Raw genomic sequence first — 20041 nt, forward strand, 5'->3', positions numbered from 1 at the left:
GTCCGCGGCAGCGCCCGTTAAGTCCGACAGGGACTCAATGGGCAGATGCTGTTACAATTATTATAGTGGTTCAATGGGCGGACTTCAAGAAGTTCCGTTGCCTTTGTCCCATTCTCCGGCGTATCGTCATTTTTGTTCCCGTTTCGGAACAGTAATCTAATTTTTAGTAGTTGTGTTCTCATTTCGGAATATTAATTTGTTTTCCAGTCATTATATTCTCGTTTCGGAATATGAGGAACTGCAGGACTAAGGCAAGGACATTCATACATTTCCCTTGACATACGTCGGATTTTTCTGTATGTTCAAAGCAGGCATTTTCTACGCTCATGAAAAGGAAGTATCTATGAAACCACATTTAAAGGAATTCTTTTGTGCCGTTCTCACATCGGCTCTGATCGCTTCAACGGTCACCTTTTCCTTTGCGGCATCCCCTCAACCCTTAGAGAAGACCGCAGCAGATATCGAAAAGGCTTCTATTACGCTGTCTGATTACAATTACACACACTCCTTTACCGGCAGAAAAGCAATCACAGCCATTGCGGAAACCTACGGGCTGCAGAACCCCGAAGCAATCGAGGAAATTATCTACGTTCCAATTCAGCAGATTACGGTTTCCGAGAGCGACGAAGGCAATGTGCCAGCCGCCGCCCCGTCTGTTCTGCCTCAGAGTTCTTCAAAAAATAAGTATTATGCGAAAAAAAAGGGGAACGAAGAGAAGAAAGGCGAGCTTCTTCGCTCCTCCTGGTACAACTATCCGGGAGGACGAATGAAAATCAGCGAGGAAATTTCTACGACGCATACCTTTTCTGCCGCCGCGGGAGTAGACGTTGACGGAAAAACAGTAAAGGCCGCCCTTAAAGCTGCATATGAATTTTCCATCACAAAGAAGCGAACGATTTCCGACGAGCAGGATGTCGTCGTGAAAAAAGGATGTAAAAGAAACGCACGCGCCTATGTAAATAACAAAATCTATTATTTCAACATCTGGAAGAAACGAATTCTTCTAAAGGATAAATACTGCGGCAAAGGTCACATAACCAGACCGGTGGGCGTAATATTCGAAATCAGAAAGAACCAGAAGAAATAGAAGCCCGTTCATTCATGCGGTCAGTCTTGCCCCGCCGGATATCCGATGAGCTTAATGCGTGCGGTCGGCTTATTCGCCGCGCCGCGGCGCACGCCACTTTAAAACCCCCGGAAATCAACCGATTCCGGGGGTTTAAAGTTTCGACAGTTCTTCTTCGGTAACTGAGACTAACGCTTCGAGAACTGGGATGCTTTACGGGCTTTCTTGAGTCCGTATTTCTTTCTTTCCTTCATTCTCGGGTCTCTGGTCAGGAACCCTGCGGCCTTCAGCGGCGCTCTGTAAGCATCCGCATCCGCCTCGCACAGCGCTCTGGAGATTCCGTGTCTCAGCGCGCCCGCCTGACCGGTCAGTCCGCCGCCGTTCACCAGTGCGATGACGTCGAACTTCCCTTCCGCTCCGGCAACGCCGAAGGGTCTCACGACTTCCTGTCTCAGCAGTTCTGCCGGGAAATAATCATTCAGGTCTTTTTTGTTAATCGTTACCTTTCCGGTTCCAGGGAGCAGTCTGACTCTGGCAACGGAAGATTTTCTTCTGCCTGTTCCACGATACTGTGTCTTAGCCATATTCTATTCCTCCCTTTCCTAAAATTCCAGTGGTTCCGGCTTCTGAGCCGCATGCTTGTGCTCAGGGCCTGCGTAAACGTGTAACTTCTTGAACATCTGTCTGCCGAGCTTGCCCTCCGGGAGCATGCCCTTTACTGCATGACGGATAATTTCCTCAGGCTTCTTCGCCTGCATTTCCTCGAACGTTACTTCCTTCTTACCACCCGGGAATCCGGAATACGATACATAGGTCTTCTCTTTTCTCTTCTTTCCGGTAACGCTGACCTTTTCCGCATTGACGACAATCACGTTGTCGCCGCAGTCAACGTGCGGAGTATACGTCGGTTTGTTCTTTCCTCTCAGGACAGACGCGACCTCTGAAGCCAGTCTTCCGAGAGTTTTGCCTTCTGCATCGACAACGTACCATTTACGCTGCACTTCCGCAGGCTTAGCAATGTAAGATTTCATGTTGCTTCCTTTCTGCCTACTGGGAATCCCTCCGGGATTCTGTTTCGGCCCTGCCTACTGAGATCGAACGGGTTTGGAAATCGATCCTGGTCGGCATCGCTAAAATTGATTCAGCTCGCAAGGCTTCCGGTACGCACAGTGGTTCAGTCCTGCCTGACCTGCCCGCGACAAAAACAGGCGTCTGCGTAGACGCATCATTTATTATATAGCAGCGCCGCGAAGAAATCAAGCATTTTATCACAAAGCGCAGCACAGCTTTTTTCAAAGGCCGCCGCACATTCAATGACGCTTTCTCTGTCTCGCTTCTCTTCCGAGGAAGTTTTCAACAAAGGCTGTGAATTTGTAGAAATAGCGGAAAACCGCCTCGGTCGCCATCATGAACACCACCAGGAGCAGCGCGCACTGCCAGTTCACCGGGCTGATGCCGAACAGTGAATTGTGGAAAATGATCATATAGAAGAATCCTGCCACCATAACGACCATCATGCCGAGATGCAGCCGGTTCATGGGCTTCGCGACCCGTGCCAGAATCATGAACTCCACCAGCGCCACCAGGGCGGAGCTCGCAGTGGAAATCATGCTGGCCTTCAGCTCGAGCACATCGCCGAACACCAGCAGACAGCTGACGGAGAGGAACAAAGTAATCCCCGCCGGCGCGGCCATCCGGAAGACATTGCCGAGGAAGCTGCCCCGTATCCTGTCTCTGTTCGGTTCCAGGGAGAGCACAAAGCTCGGGATCCCGATGGTGAACATGCTGATAAGCGTAATCTGCGAAGGCTTCAGCGGATATTGCAGAACACTGACAAGGGAGAACATCGCCAGGAGCAGCGAAAAGATATTCTTGGTCAGATACAGCGTTGCAGTTTTGATGATGTTATTGACCACCCGACGCCCCTCCGCAACGACCAGCGGCATCCTCGAAAAATCGGAATCCATCAGAACAAGCTGTGCGGCGTTAGAGGCGGCCTCGCTGCCGGAGGCCATAGCGATGGAGATGTCCGCGTCCCGCAGCGCCAGAATGTCGTTCACGCCGTCGCCGGTCATGCCGACGGTCTTCCCCTGTTTCTGGAGCCCTTTGACGAACATCCGCTTCTGCTCCGGCGTGACACGTCCGAACACCGTGTAGCGGCCGACCGCACGGTCAACGTCATCCTGAGATTTCAGCGTTCTGGCGTCCACATAATTCTGTGCGTCAGCGATGCCCGCCTCCTGCGCCACATTGGAAACCGTCACCGGATTATCTCCCGAGATCACCTTCACATCCACTCCGTTTTCTGCGAAATACTCAAAAGTGGGCTTTGCACCTTCCCGGATGGGATTGACCAGCAGAATCAGAGCCAGCAGCCGGACCTCCTCCGTCAGAGTCTGCCCTCTAGGCTCTTCCCTGCTGCGGGCGAACGCGAGAACCCGGTAGCCCTGTTCGCTGACAGACTGAATGTATTCACTGTAACGGGAGAAATTTTCTCCCAGCACAAACTCCGGCGCGCCGAGAACAAAATTGCCGTCCTCATAGCTCGCGCCGCAGTATTTGTATTTCGAGGAAAATCCGCAGACGTGGAAGGGCTCTCTTCCCAGACCGTCCGTGAAGTAATTCTGCAGAGCCGCCATAGTGATATTGTCGCGGCTCTGACTCTGCGCCAGATCTGCGATATAGGGGCGCAGCGCCTCCTCTGAATATTCCTTTGTGGCAGATTTCAGTCCTGCCACCTGCATCTCGTTCTCCGTGATGGTTCCTGTTTTGTCCACGCACAGCACATCCACCCGCGCCAGTGTCTCAATACAGCGCATATTCTGAACCAGGACGTCGCTCTGGGCAAGGCGCATGGCGCTGACGACCATCGCGATGCTGGCCATCATGTACAAACCTTCGGGGATCATTCCCAGAACCGCCGCCACCATGGCGATCACGCTGGCACGGAAGGACAGACCCTGAATGGCGATCTGCTGGAACATCAGGATTCCGCCGATGGGGATGATGGCAACGCCGATGAACATTACAAGCCGGTCCAGGGATTTCACCATCTGAGACTGATTGTCGTTCTTCTTCTGACGGGTCGCCTCCTCCGTCAGCCGGTTGATATAGGAATGCTTTCCGACCGCAGTGAGGCGGGCAGCGCATTCGCCGGAAACCACAAAGCTTCCGGACATCAGTTCATCGCCGGGACGCTTTTCGATCTCATCGGACTCTCCGGTGATCAGAGCCTCATTGACGCTGACACTTCCGTCCTCCACCCGCGCGTCCGCCGGAATCTGGTTGCCGGCTCCCAGAACGACCACATCGTCCAGCACCAGACGGTCGGTGTCCACCTCCTGCCGGCGTCCGTCCCGAATCGCGATACTCTTGGGCATCTTGGAGAATTTCAGATTGTCCAGCGTATTCTTGGAGCGGATCTCCTGGTAGATGCCGATGCCGGTGTTGGCGAAGATAATCAGCATGAAAGAAAGGTCCTTGAATGATCCCACAACAATAAGCAGGACAGCCAGAACTGTGAATATGAGATTGAAATACGTAAAAATATTGGATTTTACAATTTCATTCACTGATCTGGTGGAGGAGGACACCTCCTCATTCACCTTGCCCTGCTTTACTCTTTCCTGTACTTCCTGTGTAGTTAATCCCGTCATATTTTTTCTTCTGCGCTCCTTCTGACAATACAATCATTCTAACATAATCTGATGATTGGTCAATAGGGGCGGAGCGGTCACAGCCGGCTGTCGATATACCGGCGCGCAGCCTCCTCGATCTTGCAGCATTTGTCATAGCAGTCCGCAATGTCGGCCCCGCAGCAGATCATGCCATGGTGAGACATGATGCAGCCGGAGGCGCTGCCCAGAGCGGCCAGCGTGTTTCTCGTCAGCTTCTTCGTTCCGGCCAGTCCGTACCGGGCGATTTTCAGTCCGCGGCCGATGTCCCCGGCCAGTTCAGGGTCCTCCACCTCCAGAGGCATCTCTGCCGCGGCAAAAATGCTGCAGTATTTGGAATGAGTGTGGATCACCGCGCCCACCTCAGGCCTCGATGCATAAATTCCGCCGTGGAGCGCTTTCTCTGACGTGGGCTTCTGCGCGCCCTGCCAGTCCAGAGTTTCGATTTCCACCAGAACCATATCCTCCGGCGTCACCCTTTCGTAATCCAGTCCGGACGGGGTACAGATCATGAGCCGGTCATCCAGACGAACCGAAAGATTCCCCCAGGTTCCCTGGACCAGCCCCGTTTCAAGCAGCCTGCGGCCGTATTCCACAAGGAATTCCCGGCCCTCTCTTTCATCCTTCAGTATCATCCTTGTGCTCCTTCTCTGCCTTTGAATATTTTCTGCGATAGATCTGATGCATCAGCCTGCAGTCCAGCGAGCCGATGGGCTTCGCACCGCCGATAACCGCCGCCTTCAGAATCACCTCGGCGGATTTCTCCAGCACCGTCATCGCCACATAAGCCTCGTACAGATTTCTGCCGCAGGTAATCGCATAGCCGCCGGACTCTTCCGGATGCACCAGCACCGCCTCCGCACTCTTCAGCGCCCGGGAAATTCCCCGGAACGTCCGCGGCACGATTCTGGCTTCCTGCCCGATAATCTGCGCCATATCGTCCAGAACCGCGGGAATCTTCCGGCGGGAGGCAACACAGATCCCCACATAGGGCGTTCGCGACAAAATCATCGCCCGGTCCTCCCGGAACGCCATCAGCACGTCCTTCTCCACTGACGGCTGATTGGTGATATCAATGATATCCTCCTCCGTCAATGATGAAAAATCCGCATCCTCCTCGGTCGCCAGACACCGGTCGCCGACGCGCACCAGAATCTGCGGGTGTCTCCCCGTCGAATAGGGAAGCGCATTCATCATCGATGCATACTTCACAATCACATCTTTCATTTCCATTCTTTTTTCCTGTCTTTATTTTCTCACACCTTTATTTGTTCTCGCCACATGCCGGAACACTTCCTCGAACCGGTCCAGCGCGTCGTCGATCACTTCGTCCGTATCTGCCAGCGAGGTGTACAGCCGGCTTCCCGCCAGAGTGACGATGCCGTTGGCCATATAAGCGGCTCCCATACGCTCCATCGATTCCTTGCGGGCAATCATTATATCTTTGTTCAGAAGGAGCCCGACCGCCGACTTTCCGATGAAATAGGAGGAATAGTCGTAGCTCATGGCGCCGGTGCATTCCAGATGCACGATACTCCCCTGGTTGTATGCGACAAAGGGAAGGCTGTACTGCTCTATGAGCTTCCGGAGTCCGTCAGTCAGCCGGTCGCCGGCCCTTCCCGCCTTCTCGCAGGCATTGGTTTTCTCGATCTCGCAGATCGCCGTATATCCTGCCAGCGCCGACAGAGGATTGGCTGCCAGCGTTCCGCCGACATATGCTTTGTGCTTCATGGTGCCTACGCCTGCCGCCATCAGCCCGGCGTATTCCTTCTTCCCGCCGACGCCCCCGGCTCCCGGAAAACCACCCGCAACAATTTTTCCGAAGCAGGTCAGATCCGGCACCACGTCGAAGTACTCCTGCGCGCCGCCCAGCGCCACGCGGAAGCCCGTGACCACCTCATCGAATACCAGCAGCGCGCCGTACATGTCGCACAGCCTGCGAATGCCCTGGTTGTAGTCGCGCGCCACCGGTCTGGTACCGCTCTCCGGACCCACCGGCTCAACGATCACAGCCGCCGTGCCTCCCCGCAGACGGTTGATCCGCAGGAAATTCTCCAGCATGTTCAGATCGTTGGGACGCACCTCGTCCACATATGCGAAAAGCTTGCGGGGAATTCCGTGGGATTCCATCAGATTTCTGCTGCCGGGAATCTTCAGCCCGTACACCATCTGATCGCTCCATCCGTGATAGCCGCCGCCGATCTTGATGATTCTTTTGTGCCCCGTCGCGATACGCGAGATCCGCAGCGCCGCCATGACCGACTCCGTGCCGCTCCCCAGCATCCGGAACATCTCCACGTTCGGCATGCACTGATGGATCTTCCTGGCGATCATCAGCTCAGCCTCATGGAGCAGACCGGTCACCGGGCCGCAGGTGTTCAGCAGTCCGATCGCCGCATCCCGTATCGCCGGATAGTTGCTCCCCAGGATGGTCGGCCCTCCGGCCTGCAGAAAATCGATGTAGCGGTTTCCGTCCCTGTCGTACAGATAAGCTCCCTCCGCCCTGTCGAAACAGACCGGAAACGGCTTGTTGAACGCGAGATTATGCTGTACGCCCCCCGGGATGTACTGTTTCGCTTCCTCATAGATCTTCCGGGAGCCAGCGCACTTCTCGTCGTAATACTTCAGAATCGTATCCTCATAATATTCGTCTGTGACCTCATAAATCGGCAGACTCGTAAGATGAGACAGTTTCCGGTTGATCTCCCTCGGATTGTCCCAACGGCTGATACCGCAGTTGTTCATAATTTGTCACCTCCGCGCCGGCACTTTTCGTGTCGTCTACAAAATACTGTTCGCCATTTCGTTGAATTTTCTCTTCATCTTTCTGCGGTCGAACTCATAGTTATTGATGAAGTAATGATTAACCAGCCCATAATAAATTCCGGTGAGCTGGATGACCTTCTGCTCCTTTTCCCGATCCGGCATATCCGGCAGATTATCCGCGATAACCTTTTCCAGCTTGGCCAGGGACGGGCGCTCCTGTTCACTGATAATGCTGTTCGCCACGAGCTTGGCGGTCAGCACCGGATAGTTGCAGGTGTCGTCGATCAGCATCTCGAACATGGAACGGATCAGATCCTCGCCCTCCTGTCTGGAATCTCCGCAATAGGAGAGCACATCGTTCACTTCCTGCTCCATCACCGCGAGCATCAGCTCGTTGATTGTGGAGAAATGATTGAAGATCGTCGTTCTGCACATGTCCGCCCGTGTGGCGATATCGTTGAATGTTACGTGATTCAGTCCCTTCTCTTCAAACAGTTCCTTCGCCGCATGCATGATGATCATTCTGCTGCGCGCCCGTTTTCCTCTAATTTCCGGCATCTTTTTTCTTCCTTTCCTGCTGCGCTCTCTTATTCGTATTCATACTGTCCCGGTATACAAAGAAACGGTCGTACAAATACTCTGTCGTGAGATTGATGCACATTGTAAATCCCAGTACAACGTAGTCGTTCCATCCCGCTCTGTCCGTCAGCATATTCCCCCACCAGGTAGAGGCGGGCGTGAATACGCAGTAAAAGAGAAATACCTTGAACATCGCCATCGGAACGTTGTTGGCGGATTTAAATGTGAATTCGCGGTTCCATGTAAAGTTCCAGAGCACTGAAAGAATCAGGGCAATCAAATAACATGGCCAGTATGTCCATCTGGTCAGCAATTTGAGAACCGTGAACGACACGGTCTCCACGATCCCCGCTGACACGGAGAACAAAAAGAATTTAAAAATCTGAATCTTCGTCTCCCGGGCATCCGGCGTATACACATCACTGCGACTTTTTTTCACACTATAACCCCCACCAGGCAAGTTGTACTTTTGTTTAATTATCTCACTATTATACGGATAATACAATACAAAATTTTTAGTTATTTTTTCAGTCTTTTTTGTTTGTAATACATAAAAGTTGGAAAATAAAGACGACAGCAGAAAACCCGGACCGCATCTTCCTCCGTTCAGACGATGACGCGGCCCGGGTCCGGTATCTCAGTCACGTGCACCCGCTACCGGAGCACGACCTTGATGAATTTTTTCTTTCCTTTCTGGATTAATATCTCGCCGTCCCGGAAATGCTCCGCCGTTATCGAAGCCCGGGCGTCTGTAATCTTCTCTCCGTCGACGGACAGTCCGCCCTGCTCCACCGTTCTGCGGGCCTCGCCGTTGGAGGACGCCAGCCCCAGTTCCTTCATCAGCGTCAGCAGACCTTTGCCCTCGCCGGCGAAGTCGGCCGCGGGATATTCCTTTGTCGGAATATTCTTCGTCGCAGTGCCGCCGCCGAACGCCGCCCGTGCGCCTTCCTGCGCCTTGCGCGCCTCCTCTTCACCGTGAACGAGCTTAGTGACCTCATAGGCGAGGACTTCCTTGGCTTTGTTGATCTCCGCGCCCTCCAGAGCAGCCAGCCGTCTGACCTCATCCATCGGCAGGAACGTGAGCATCCGCAGACATTTCTCCACATCAGCGTCGTCCACATTGCGCCAGTACTGATAGAATTCATACGGAGAAGTCCGTTCCGGCGACAGCCACAGCGCTCCCTTAGCGGTTTTTCCCATCTTCTTGCCTTCGCTGTTGGTCAGCAGAGCGAAGGTCATTCCGTAGACCTCTTTGCCGCACATCTTGCGGGTAAGGTCGACGCCGCCGATGATATTGGACCACTGATCGTTTCCTCCGAATTCCATCTTCACATCGAAGTCCCGGGCCATGACCATGAAGTCATAGGACTGCATCAGCATATAATTGAACTCGAAGAACGTCAGGCCGCCGGCCCGCTCCATTCTCTGCTTGAAGGCCTCCGCCCGCAGCATCTGGTTGACATTGAAGTGAGTGCCGACGGTGCGGACGAACTCCACGTAGTTCAGAGGCCGGAGCCAGTGTCCGTTGTTGACGCTGATGGCCTTTCCCGGTTCGGGCGTCTTGCTCTCATGTCCGGGAGCGAACACTCCATTGTTCCCGGCGTATTCCCACTCCTCGTCAAATTCAAGGAAGCGGTCGAAGAGCTTCTTGAACTGACGGCAGTTTTCATCAATGGTGTCCACATCCATCAGCTGACGCATATCCGTGCGTCCCGAAGGATCTCCGACCATGCCGGTTCCCCCGCCCAGCAGCACCACCGGAGTATGACCGAATTTCTGCATATACATCATGATGATGACCTGCATGAAATGCCCCACATGCAGGCAGTCCGCCGTGGGATCGAATCCGATGTAGAATTTGATCTTTTCCCGTCCCAGAAGGCTGCGAACCGCATCCTCATCGGTGACCTGCTCGATGAAGCCGCGCTCCTTCAGAACGTCATAGACGTTATCATGCTGACTGATATTATCCGGTATAAAATTTTTCATTTAAAAAGCACTCTCCTCATTAATTCTGTTTTGTTCTTCACTTCGTTCCGTACAGCCTGTCCCCGGCGTCTCCAAGACCCGGCACGATGTAGGCGTTCTCGTCCAGCGTCTCATCCTTGGACGCGATGTAGATATCGATATCAGGGTGCGCCTTCTGCAGCGTCTCAATGCCCTGCGGAGCCGCGATCAGGCACATGAAGGTGATGTTCCGGCCGCCGCGCTTCTTGATGAAGTCGATGGCCGCCACCGCGCTTCCGCCGGTGGCCAGCATGGGATCAACCACGAAAATCTGCCGTTTCTCGATGTCCTTCGGCAGTTTACAGTAATACTCCACCGGCTCGTGAGTCTCAGGGTCACGGTAAAGTCCTACATGCCCGACCTTGGCGTTGGGAACCAGCGCCAGCATTCCGTCCACAAAGCCCAGTCCGGCCCGCAGAATCGGCACGATCGCGATATCCTCGCCCTTCAGCATACGGACTCTGGTCCGGCAGATCGGCGTTTCAATCTCCACCTCCTCCAGAGGCAGATTCCGGGTCGCCTCGAAGCCCATCAGCATGGCCACCTCCTTCGCCAGCTCCCGGAAATCCTTGACACTGGTGTCCTTCATGCGCATCAGCGCCACCTTGTGCTGAATCAGCGGATGATCAAAAACATAAACTTTTCCCATAATGTGACTCCTCTCTCCTCAGATTACATTGCGTCCAGCATATCCGTTCTTCTCTTGTGACGTCCGCCCTGGAACTCGCTGTCCAGCCACGCGTCGGTGATGCGGATCGCCTCCTCCGTTTCCAGGATCCGGCCGCCCAGCGCCAGCACATTCGCATTGTTATGCTGTTTCGCCAGCTCCGCCATCTCCACCGAGGTACAAAGAGCGCAGCGCACGCCCTTTACTTTGTTCGCCGCGATGGAGATTCCGATTCCGGTGCCGCAGCAGACCACGCCCAGGTTCGCCTTGCCCGCCGCGACCGCCTCGCCGCAGGCCTGCCCGTAAACGGGGTAATCCACCGAATCCTCGGTATCCGTTCCAAGGTCCACGACCTTGTATCCGCGCTCAATCAGATGCTCCTTCACCGCCAGCTTCAGCCTGAATCCGCCGTGATCACTTGCTACCGCTATAACCATTTCTACACCTCTCTTACGTTAAAACCTGCTGATTTCAGCATCCTGTTCATGACCGAAAATCCGACTCCCCGCTGCGGAAGCGCCGCCGCGAGAATCACGTCCGCGCCCTCCCGGTCCGCCTGACGAAGCATGGCGAATATCTCATGCGCCGCCACGGTTTCTCTGTCTTCATCGAAGTCAATAACAAAGACCTTCTGACCGAGCGCTTCACGCTCCGCCCGTTCCTGGTCGATGGCCGCCTCCACACGGATACGGTCTCCCTTAAAAATAATCATCTCCGCTCTGGGGGCGTAATGCCGGTACTTCATCCCCGGCGCTTTGGGATGAAAATCCTCTCCCTCCCGCGGTTTCCTGTTCAGCGTCGGGTCAAGCAGAATCTCCTGACCCAGCGCCTCCTCAAAGTCTTTCTTTGTGATATACCCCGGACGCAGGATCATCGGAATCTTGCCGGTCATATCGATAACGGTAGACTCGATTCCGATCCGGCACGGCCCACTCTGAATCACCGCGTCGATGCGTCCGTCCAGGTCGTCGATGACATGCTGCGCCGTCGTCGGACTCGGCCGCCCCGAAAGGTTGGCGCTGGGCGCCGCAATCACGCATCCGGACCGGCGGATCAGTTCTCTGGCCACCTCGTTTTCCGGCATTCGCACCCCGACCGTCTCCAGATTTCCGGTGGTAACGTAGGGAATATATTCGCCCCGGGGAACGATCATGGTCATCGGACCCGGCCAGAACCGGTCCATCAGCGTCTTCATGTCTTCCGTCACCAGGAACGTGACCCGCCCCAGCTCCTCCCGCTCCGCGATATGCACGATCGTCGGATTATCGGCGGGCCGCCCCTTGGCCTCGTAGATTTTCCGCACAGCATCGGCGTCCATCGCGTTAGCGCCCAGCCCGTAAACCGTTTCCGTCGGAAACGCCACGAGCCCGCCCTGCTCGATAATCTGCGCCGCGATGCGGATATCTTCATCTGTATCCTTCAGTAATCTCGTTTTCATCAGAAATTGTTCATCTTCCTTGCCTGGTCATCTGTGGTCAGGGCGTCGATTATCTCGTCAATATCGCCGTCCAGAATGGAATCCAGCTTGTACAGCGTCAGTCCGATGCGGTGATCGGTGCAGCGCCCCTGGGGGAAATTGTAGGTGCGGATCCGTTCGCTCCGGTCGCCGGAACCGATCTGATCCTTCCGTTCCGCCGCAATCTCCGCCGCCTGCTCCCGCTGCATTTTGTCATACAGCCTGGCCTTCAGAACCTTCATCGCCTTTTCACGATTCTTGATCTGGGATTTTTCGTCCTGGCAGGTGACCACAAGCCCCGTGGGAAGGTGTGTCAGCCGAACCGCGGAATCCGTCGTGTTGACGCATTGTCCGCCGTTTCCTGACGCCCGGTACACATCCACCTTGACGTCGTTGGGATCGATGTGCACCTCCACATCGTCCACCTCCGGGAGCACCGCCACGGTCGCGGCCGACGTATGAATCCGCCCGGACGCCTCCGTCTCCGGCACCCGCTGCACCCTGTGAACGCCGCTCTCATACTTCAGTCTGGAATATGCGCCCTTGCCCTTTATCAGCACCTCCGCCTCCTTGACGCCGCCGATTCCGGTGTCGTTGAGATCCATGATTTCCACCTTCCAGCGCTTTCTCTCGGCGTACCGGGTATACATGCGCAGCAGGTCTCCGCCGAACAAAGCAGCCTCGTCCCCGCCGGTACCGGCGCGGATCTCGAGGATGACATTGCGCTCATCGTTGGGATCCTTCGGAATCAGCAGAACCTTCAGTTCCTCCGCGATCCGGGAAATGCTGTCCTCCTGCTCCGCGATCTCCGCCTTCGCCAGATCCCGCATCTCCTCGTCGCTTTCATTCTCCACGATTTCACGGGCGAAGTCCAGTTCCTCCTTCGCCTTTTTATATTCCTTATATTTCGTGACGATGGGCTCCATCTCGCCCATCTCCTTCATATGCTTCTGCCAGACACTCTGATTCGCAATGACATCCGGATCTGCAACGATCCTGGTCAGCTCATCGTATTTATCGACGACAGAATCCAGTTTTTCAAACATACTCCACTTCTCTCCTTCTGTGCGGCCGCGCTCCGGCGCCGAATCCTCAAAGCTTCTCCGGTCCGTCAGCCCCGGTTTCCCGAAACCTGACTTCCTCCCCGAAGCTCCGCTGATGCCGCAAATTCCTAACTTAGTATTGTAGCATAGAACGAGGGAGTTGTCACGGTCAGAGGCGGGAATTCTCCAATATAAGCGGAGAAAATATATCAAAAGAATTTCGAAAGCGCTTTCAGAACATTTTATCCTGTTACTCTGCACAAATGCAGACATGATGGAATGCTGTTTAAACAAAAGCAACATCTCGATGGGGTGATACATCAAAGATGTCGCTTTTCAAGCGTTCTGTCCGAACACATTATATTTGTCAAAATTTCTATTTGTCAGCTTTTATACCGTTTCACTATAATAGCATCTCTCTGATTTTTTATTCAGCCATTTCATCATCATGAATAGGAAGAACCACACCATCATCCACACTCCGAAAATATCTTTTTGTCAGTTTAGCGACCTTAGGACTCAATAAAATCAAAGCAATCAAGTTCGGAATCGCCATGAGTCCATTACATGTATCCGCAAGATCCCATACAAACTCAAGACCGCCAATAGATCCGATTATAATAAAGACACACCATGTAATCCGAATTGGTACGACCGATTTTGTGCCAAAAAGATAATCCGCCGATCTTTCACAATAATAATTTGCCGAAATTAAACATGAATAGCCAAACAAAATCGCACTTATCATAACTATATAGCTACCAATTGTACCCGGCAACGTCATCTCAAAGGCCTTCATTGTCAACGCCGAGCCGGACAATCCCGAAGTCCATGCCCCCGAAATAACAATTGCCAGACCTGTAATCGTCGCTATAATCAAGGTATCAAGGAATACTTCAGTAGCCCCCCAGATACCCTGTTCCGTAGGATAATTTACTTTTGCGCTGGAATGAATAATCGGAGAGCTTCCTAATCCCGCTTCGTTTGAGAACAAACCTCGAGCCATTCCTTTTGTCATGCATTGTATAATTGTAGTCCCCGCAAAACCTCCAACGGCACCTTGCGGACAAAACGCTCCTTTGAATATTTCGGCAAATGCAGAAGGTACCTCCCTGATGTTCAACATAATAATCATTATTCCTGCAACAATATAAATGCCCGTCATTATTGGTGTTAAAAACTGACAGACTTCTCCAATTCTTTTTATTCCGCCAAGAATTACAACCGCTGTTAATACTGAAAAAGCAATCCCTGTTGCTATCGGCGGAATCCCATACTGCGCCTGAACGGACAAGCAAATAGAGTTCGTGTCTACTATTGCTCCAACTACAAAGTATGCAATAATTACCATAACCGAAAAAAATCCTGCCAGCCATTTCTGATGCAGCCCTTTGTCAATATAGTACATAGCCCCACCAGCAAAGGTTCCATCGGGTCGCTTTTCTCGATAATGGATTCCCAATGATATCTCTGAAAATTTAGTTGCCATTCCGAATATGGCAGAAACCCACATCCAGAAAATAGCTCCTGGTCCTCCAATTGCAATGGCCGTAGCTACACCGGCAATGTTTCCAGTTCCAACAACAGCCGCAATAGACGTAAGACCTGCCTGCGCCGATGAAATCGAGCCTTCACCATTCGATTTAGCAAACGCTTTCCCAATAGTATTTTTCCAGATATACCCAAATCTCCTGAACTGGATAAAATTCAAACGAATTGTTAAATATACCCCTACTCCTACCAAAAGCAGAACCATATAAGGTCCCCAGACAATTCCATTTATCTGATCGTTTACAGCATATACAATTCTCATATGACGACCTCCTACAAACACTTTTTCAAAAATTCTAACTTATACAATTTCTGATTCGCAAATCATGTGCCAGAATATGTGTTATCATGAGTTCGTTAACCATTGTTATATGCAGAAACGCAGAGTTTTGCCCGTCTTAAGAAATTCAGCCGCCTCCTTAGGCAGTGCTTTGTACAAAATATATTCCACCTAAATGCCGAAATTTATTTCATATTCAATATAAATTCAACTCGAATGATGAAATTTATTTCACGGTTTCAACCCATACTTATTAATCTTATTCCAAAGTTGCCGAGGTGTGATGGACAACTCTTTAGCAGTACGCGTAACATTCCCATCATACTCTCTTAATTTTTTTGAAATAAACCGGGATTCAAAAAAATCACGGGCATCGTGAAGCGATTGAATGTTTTCCGCACCCGAGCAAATTCTTTCCGCAATTTGCTTGTCAGGCAAAACATCGCTGTGCCGAATTATCCCGTCTTCGCTGAGAACAACCAATCTTTCCAATATATTTTTCAGTTCTCTTACATTTCCAGGATAATTATAGCCCAAAAGCCCTGTCATAACTTCTTCATCAACAGAAATAACTTTTTTCTTTTGTTCTGTCTGAATTTTTTTAAGAAAAAAATCAATCAAACATGGAATGTCTTCTCGACGTTCACGAAGTGGCGGTATTGTAATTGTAAGCGCATTGATTCGATAAAGAAGATCCTCTCGAAACATTCCGACTTTCGTTTGCTCTGACAGTTCCTTGTTAGTCGCGGAAATAAGGCGGATATCCAAAGAAATTGTTTTATTGCTCCCAATTCGTTCAATTGTGCGATTCTCCAATGTTCGCAAAAGCTTGCCCTGCGTCTCCATAGGTAGATCTCCGACTTCATCGAGAAAAAGGGTTCCACCGTCCGCCTCTTCAAATCTCCCAATTCTTTGACTCAATGCTCCTGTAAAAGCTCCTTTTTCATGACCAAACAACTCTGACTCAATGGTTCCACTGGAAAATGCTTGACAATTAACCGGAATAAACGGTCTGTTTTTTCGTCCCCCATTTTCATGAATATAGTGAGCTATTACTTCTTTGCCAACTCCCGATTCACCGATAAGCAACACATCAATATTTGAACGTGCAGCTTTTTCACAAGTCTTTAAAACTGCTGCAAATTCTTTGTTGGATGTGTCTAAAAAAGCTTCTGGGAAATTTTCTTGACGCACCAACTTTTTCGTCTTCTGTTGTTTTCTGTATTCTTTTGCAAGTCGATCTACATCCGTCACCAATTTAGTTAAGTCATCACTTTTGACAAAATACCCAACTGCTCCATTCTTTACTGTCTCCACCGCACTGTCAATAGTTCCATATGCCGTTGCAATCATAATCTCAATATCCGGATACTTTTCCTTGACAATCCGAACTAATTCCTGTCCACCCAGTCCCGGCATCTTCAAATCCGTAATCACAAGATTAATCATCTCCTCGCTCAGAATTCTCAATGCTTTACTTCCATCTGAAGCAGTCCGTACAATGTATCCGCAGTTTTCAAAAACAATTGACAATACATTCTGATACTCAACCTCATCGTCTACCACCAATATTTTGAAATCACGATTCTCCATTCTTTTCATCTCGAAAGCTCCTCCTCACTCGGTAATACTATCCTGATTATAGTGCCTTCGCACTCATGACTCTCCACTGTAATTTCTCCTCCAAGCCTTTCAACTTCGGTCTGCACCATATACATGCCGAGGCCAACCCCGGTTTCCTTTGTTGTAAAGAAAGGATCAAACATAGACTCAAGAGTTTTTTCACTCATACCACATCCGTTATCTTGCACTTTAATTTCAACTTTTTCACCATTTCTTTGAAGATCGAACCGAATCATATTCTTTCTATTATTTACCTCGTTAAAAGCAGCAATCGAGTTTTCCAGGATATTCAAAAATATCACCTTTAACGATTCTGAATTGGTCCAGATCATTTTACCATAGTTGTCTTCAACTCGCACATCAATCATATCCTGAAGCAATTCTTTTTGTTCCAGCTCTATAATATTCTCCAGAAACCTTTTCAAGTCTATTGCTTCTGATCTGTCCATGTTCTTACGTGAAAAATTCAACAGATTTGCAACCAGATTATTAATTCTGGAAACGGATTCATTCGACACCCGAACTGCATGTTCACTCACATCGTCCGTAACATATCCCCGAAGAACATATAAATAGTTTCGAATCAACCCCAGTGGATTACGTATTTCATGTGCAAGCCCAGCAGATAAATGTCCAACCGCCACCATCTTAGAATATTGCCTCATTTTACGTTGAATAACAGCCTCATGCGTAACATCTTCAACAATAAACAATTTTCGAGGCACATCAGAAACCAAATTCGTACTTCGCAAATCGTAATAGTTACCAGCATATGATACGTCATGAACCTCTGTGGATTTTGAATCGCATATTCGATATAGGTGATAAAACAGCGGGAATTCTCGGAGAGAACGTTTCAATATTTGTCCCGAAGGAAGTCCCAGTTTTTCTGCCACGCAACTATTGCAATCCAATATTACCTCCGAACCATCAATCACCATAATGTATAGTTTCAACGAATCAATAATCGTTTTCAAGTCATTTTGGTTCTTTCGAAGTTCTTTTGTTTTTTCTTCAATCCTCTGGCAAAGAAGACTGCTCCATAAGATAACAATGATTCCTGTCGCTATCAAAATAATAAGTAGCAACAAGCCATAATTATACATTTTACTATTTTTAAAAATCAAAGTGTCGCTGCCGAACCACTTTCTCTGCACCTGCTCAATTACGTTCTTTCTCTTTAATTGAAGAATCGCCTTATTGAGTATGCCCAATAGCATCTGGTTGTCCTTGTTTACTGCAAACGCAACATCTTTTCTGTATATTTCAATACCAAGCTCGCGAAATTTTGTTTCATCTCCGCGTTTATTTTCCAGATATTCTATAACTGCCGCATCACCTGCCAGCGCATCAATATCTCCTGACAAAATTTTATCAAGCCCTTCATTGACATTATTTACATATCTTAATTCAACACGAGACCCTGTTTCTTTACTGTAGGAACTTCTAAAATACTCTTCTGCAAAATCGTCTCTTATTACACCAATACGTTTTCCTTTAAGATTATGAATGTTCAAATCCGTTCCTTCACGAGCAACGATCTCTCCTGTCAATTTGTAGATTGGCTGTGTAAAAGAAAATGATTCAGCGCGAGATTTCGTGGGAAACATATCAACCATGTCAATACTGTTGTTTTTTAAAAAAAGGACTGTTTGTTCCCAAGAATACGGTTTTTTTTCAATTCTCACTCCACATTGAATCGAAATCGAATCCATATAATCCACAACCAGCCCTTCGTACTCCCCTGTCTTCTTGTTTACAAAGGAAAATGGCGGCGCATGATTGTCGCCACCATAAATAAGAATTTTCTTCTCCTTCATATACTGCTTTTCTTCTGACGAAAAAGGGAATGAATAGCGGACATACTGAACTACATTCACATCATATTTCAGTTGAATAAATACTGCAATTAAGACGACAACAATACAGAGCAGAACAATCACAGTTTCCAACATTCTTTTCTTTGTCATCTTTCTACTCCTATCATAAAATGCATTATATTTCATTATGATTATAACACAATTTTATAAATGTCACAGTAGTCATTCTTTTCAGAGGAAGGGGGCTGCTACAATTCAACGCAGCAGCCCCCTCCTCTATGGGTTATATATGAGTACTTTTTGGCAACTTTTTTCCTATCCCACGTATCCCTATGATCTGGCAAGTTCGTAGGTTCTTCGGATCACCCATTCGCAGGATTCATCGTCGATAGGTCTCGGACTGAACAACGCCATAATATCTTTCTCCGCAACAGGAGTCAGCCTCTTAATAGCCTCCTCTTCATCCGGTATATAGGCAGTGATATCATCGATTCCTACTGCTCTATACATCCTGCGGATCTGTTCACCGGTCTTCCGTGCGATCTCCCGGGTGGAATCTTCCGCATCATACGCGGCATGAAGAAGTTCTGCGATCGCACGAATCTGTTCAGGGCAGGTGTCTGAAACATATTCCAGTGATGCCGGCGTGAAGATCGCACAGCATACGCCGTGGGGAACATGATAAAGGGCGCCCAGAGCGTGAGCGAAGGCATGGGACATAGAGCATTTGGCATTTCCGATCCCGTATCCTCCGAGATTGGAAGCCAGCTGCATATCCTCTCGGGCATTGATGTCATCTCCATGCTCCACAGCTTGCTTGTAACTCCTCTCCATCAGGCGGATTGCTTCATAGGAAACCACCTGCGTGATTCTGCAGGTCATTTTCGAAGTAATAGCATCAATAGCGTGAGCCAGTACATCAAAAGCACATGCTGCGGTGACCTTCGGAGGTGCGCCTAGAGTGAGTTCCGGATCAATCAATGCCATTGCAGGAGTCGTTCCCGCTCCAATGATGACACGTTTGATCCCGTTCACCGTATCCGTCACCACTGCGCCTTTCGATGCTTCGCTTCCGCTTCCGGAGGTTGTAGGAATAGTAATCAACGGAATTGCCGTTCTCTGCGGATGGGAAATGTCATAGAATGTCTCTAGTGGTTCGCCATTATCCAACAGAAGTTTAACGCACTTCGCCGCATCCATACAGCTTCCTCCGCCAATGGCAACAATGCTGTCAACTTCTGCATCCTTTCCAAAGGCCGCGATCTTTTTTATGATCCGATCGCTTGGATCCGATTCTACTTTATTGTTTTCTGCAACTTCCAGTCCTGCTCTTTCAATTGCTTGTACAATGAGAGCCGGAAGGCCCGCCGCTTCTACCCCTTTCCCGTGCATGACCAGAACTTTTTTACATCCCATCGCCGCCAGTTTTTCGCCTGCCTCCTTAGAGCAGCCCCGTCCGAAGAACTGAGGAAACGTTATCATGAAACTGTTTGCGCCCATAGTTTTTCC

The 20041-nt window shown here is 50.2% G+C and carries 18 protein-coding genes; 1 reads left to right on the forward strand and 17 read right to left on the reverse strand.

The genetic code is table 11. The features are described 5' to 3' along the window. Positions 1-343 precede the first annotated feature (343 nt). Positions 344-1087, forward strand: a complete 744-nt coding sequence (locus tag BHK98_RS07290) for a hypothetical protein (protein WP_075712924.1) — start codon at positions 344-346, stop codon at positions 1085-1087. Positions 1088-1254: 167 nt separating this feature from the next. Here BHK98_RS07290 and rpsI read toward each other — a convergent pair whose 3' ends face one another. From rpsI to BHK98_RS07375, 17 genes are all read right to left on the reverse strand, one after another. Further along, complete coding sequence (gene rpsI, locus BHK98_RS07295; protein WP_075712926.1) at positions 1255-1650, reverse strand: 30S ribosomal protein S9; 396 nt, start codon at positions 1648-1650, stop codon at positions 1255-1257. Positions 1651-1668: 18 nt separating this feature from the next. Continuing rightward, positions 1669-2097 carry a 50S ribosomal protein L13 gene (gene rplM, locus BHK98_RS07300; protein ID WP_075712928.1) on the reverse strand — a complete coding sequence of 143 codons (429 nt, stop codon included), beginning with the start codon at positions 2095-2097 and terminating at the stop codon, positions 1669-1671. A 279-nt stretch (positions 2098-2376) separates the two neighbouring features. Next, entirely contained in the window at positions 2377-4722 is a 2346-nt protein-coding gene (locus BHK98_RS07305) for an HAD-IC family P-type ATPase (RefSeq protein ID WP_075712930.1), read from the reverse strand. A 77-nt stretch (positions 4723-4799) separates the two neighbouring features. Continuing rightward, positions 4800-5375, reverse strand: coding sequence for a class II aldolase/adducin family protein (locus BHK98_RS07310; protein ID WP_075712932.1), 576 nt, complete (start codon positions 5373-5375; stop codon positions 4800-4802). Then, on the reverse strand, positions 5359-5973 hold the full coding sequence (locus BHK98_RS07315; RefSeq protein ID WP_075712934.1) for a hypothetical protein: 615 nt from the start codon (positions 5971-5973) through the stop codon (positions 5359-5361). Before BHK98_RS07315 ends, BHK98_RS07310 begins: the two co-directional genes overlap by 17 nt. Before the next feature lie 15 nt (positions 5974-5988). Then, positions 5989-7485 carry an aspartate aminotransferase family protein gene (locus BHK98_RS07320; protein ID WP_075712936.1) on the reverse strand — a complete coding sequence of 499 codons (1497 nt, stop codon included), beginning with the start codon at positions 7483-7485 and terminating at the stop codon, positions 5989-5991. Positions 7486-7521: 36 nt separating this feature from the next. Beyond that, positions 7522-8064, reverse strand: a complete 543-nt coding sequence (locus BHK98_RS07325) for a TetR/AcrR family transcriptional regulator (protein WP_075712938.1) — start codon at positions 8062-8064, stop codon at positions 7522-7524. Further along, positions 8051-8524, reverse strand: coding sequence for a GtrA family protein (locus BHK98_RS07330; RefSeq protein ID WP_202816875.1), 474 nt, complete (start codon positions 8522-8524; stop codon positions 8051-8053). The genes BHK98_RS07325 and BHK98_RS07330 overlap by 14 nt, the downstream gene beginning before the upstream one ends. Before the next feature lie 215 nt (positions 8525-8739). After that, complete coding sequence (gene tyrS, locus BHK98_RS07335) at positions 8740-10074, reverse strand: tyrosine--tRNA ligase (protein WP_075712940.1); 1335 nt, start codon at positions 10072-10074, stop codon at positions 8740-8742. Positions 10075-10111: 37 nt separating this feature from the next. Then, positions 10112-10741, reverse strand: coding sequence for a uracil phosphoribosyltransferase (gene upp, locus BHK98_RS07340; RefSeq protein ID WP_075712942.1), 630 nt, complete (start codon positions 10739-10741; stop codon positions 10112-10114). A gap of 23 nt (positions 10742-10764) precedes the next feature. Further along, entirely contained in the window at positions 10765-11196 is a 432-nt protein-coding gene (rpiB, locus tag BHK98_RS07345; protein ID WP_075712944.1) for a ribose 5-phosphate isomerase B, read from the reverse strand. A gap of 2 nt (positions 11197-11198) precedes the next feature. Beyond that, positions 11199-12197: an L-threonylcarbamoyladenylate synthase gene (locus BHK98_RS07350; protein ID WP_075712946.1), complete on the reverse strand. Its 999-nt coding sequence runs from the start codon at positions 12195-12197 to the stop codon at positions 11199-11201. Continuing rightward, complete coding sequence (gene prfA / locus BHK98_RS07355) at positions 12197-13261, reverse strand: peptide chain release factor 1 (protein ID WP_075712948.1); 1065 nt, start codon at positions 13259-13261, stop codon at positions 12197-12199. The genes BHK98_RS07350 and prfA overlap by 1 nt, the downstream gene beginning before the upstream one ends. A 424-nt stretch (positions 13262-13685) precedes the next feature. After that, entirely contained in the window at positions 13686-15071 is a 1386-nt protein-coding gene (locus BHK98_RS07360) for an alanine/glycine:cation symporter family protein (protein WP_075712950.1), read from the reverse strand. Between the two features lie 249 nt (positions 15072-15320). Further along, complete coding sequence (locus BHK98_RS07365) at positions 15321-16691, reverse strand: sigma-54-dependent transcriptional regulator (protein ID WP_245796845.1); 1371 nt, start codon at positions 16689-16691, stop codon at positions 15321-15323. Next, complete coding sequence (locus BHK98_RS07370; RefSeq protein ID WP_075712952.1) at positions 16688-18682, reverse strand: transporter substrate-binding domain-containing protein; 1995 nt, start codon at positions 18680-18682, stop codon at positions 16688-16690. Before BHK98_RS07370 ends, BHK98_RS07365 begins: the two co-directional genes overlap by 4 nt. Positions 18683-18862: 180 nt before the next feature. Next, the gene (locus BHK98_RS07375; RefSeq protein ID WP_075712954.1) at positions 18863-20032 is read right to left on the reverse strand and encodes an iron-containing alcohol dehydrogenase; all 1170 of its coding nucleotides are present in this window, start codon (positions 20030-20032) and stop codon (positions 18863-18865) included. Between the last annotated feature and the right edge of the window lie 9 nt (positions 20033-20041).

Origin of the sequence: Hornefia porci (genome assembly GCF_001940235.1) — a bacterium.
Classification (GTDB): domain Bacteria; phylum Bacillota; class Clostridia; order Peptostreptococcales; family Anaerovoracaceae; genus Aminicella; species Aminicella porci.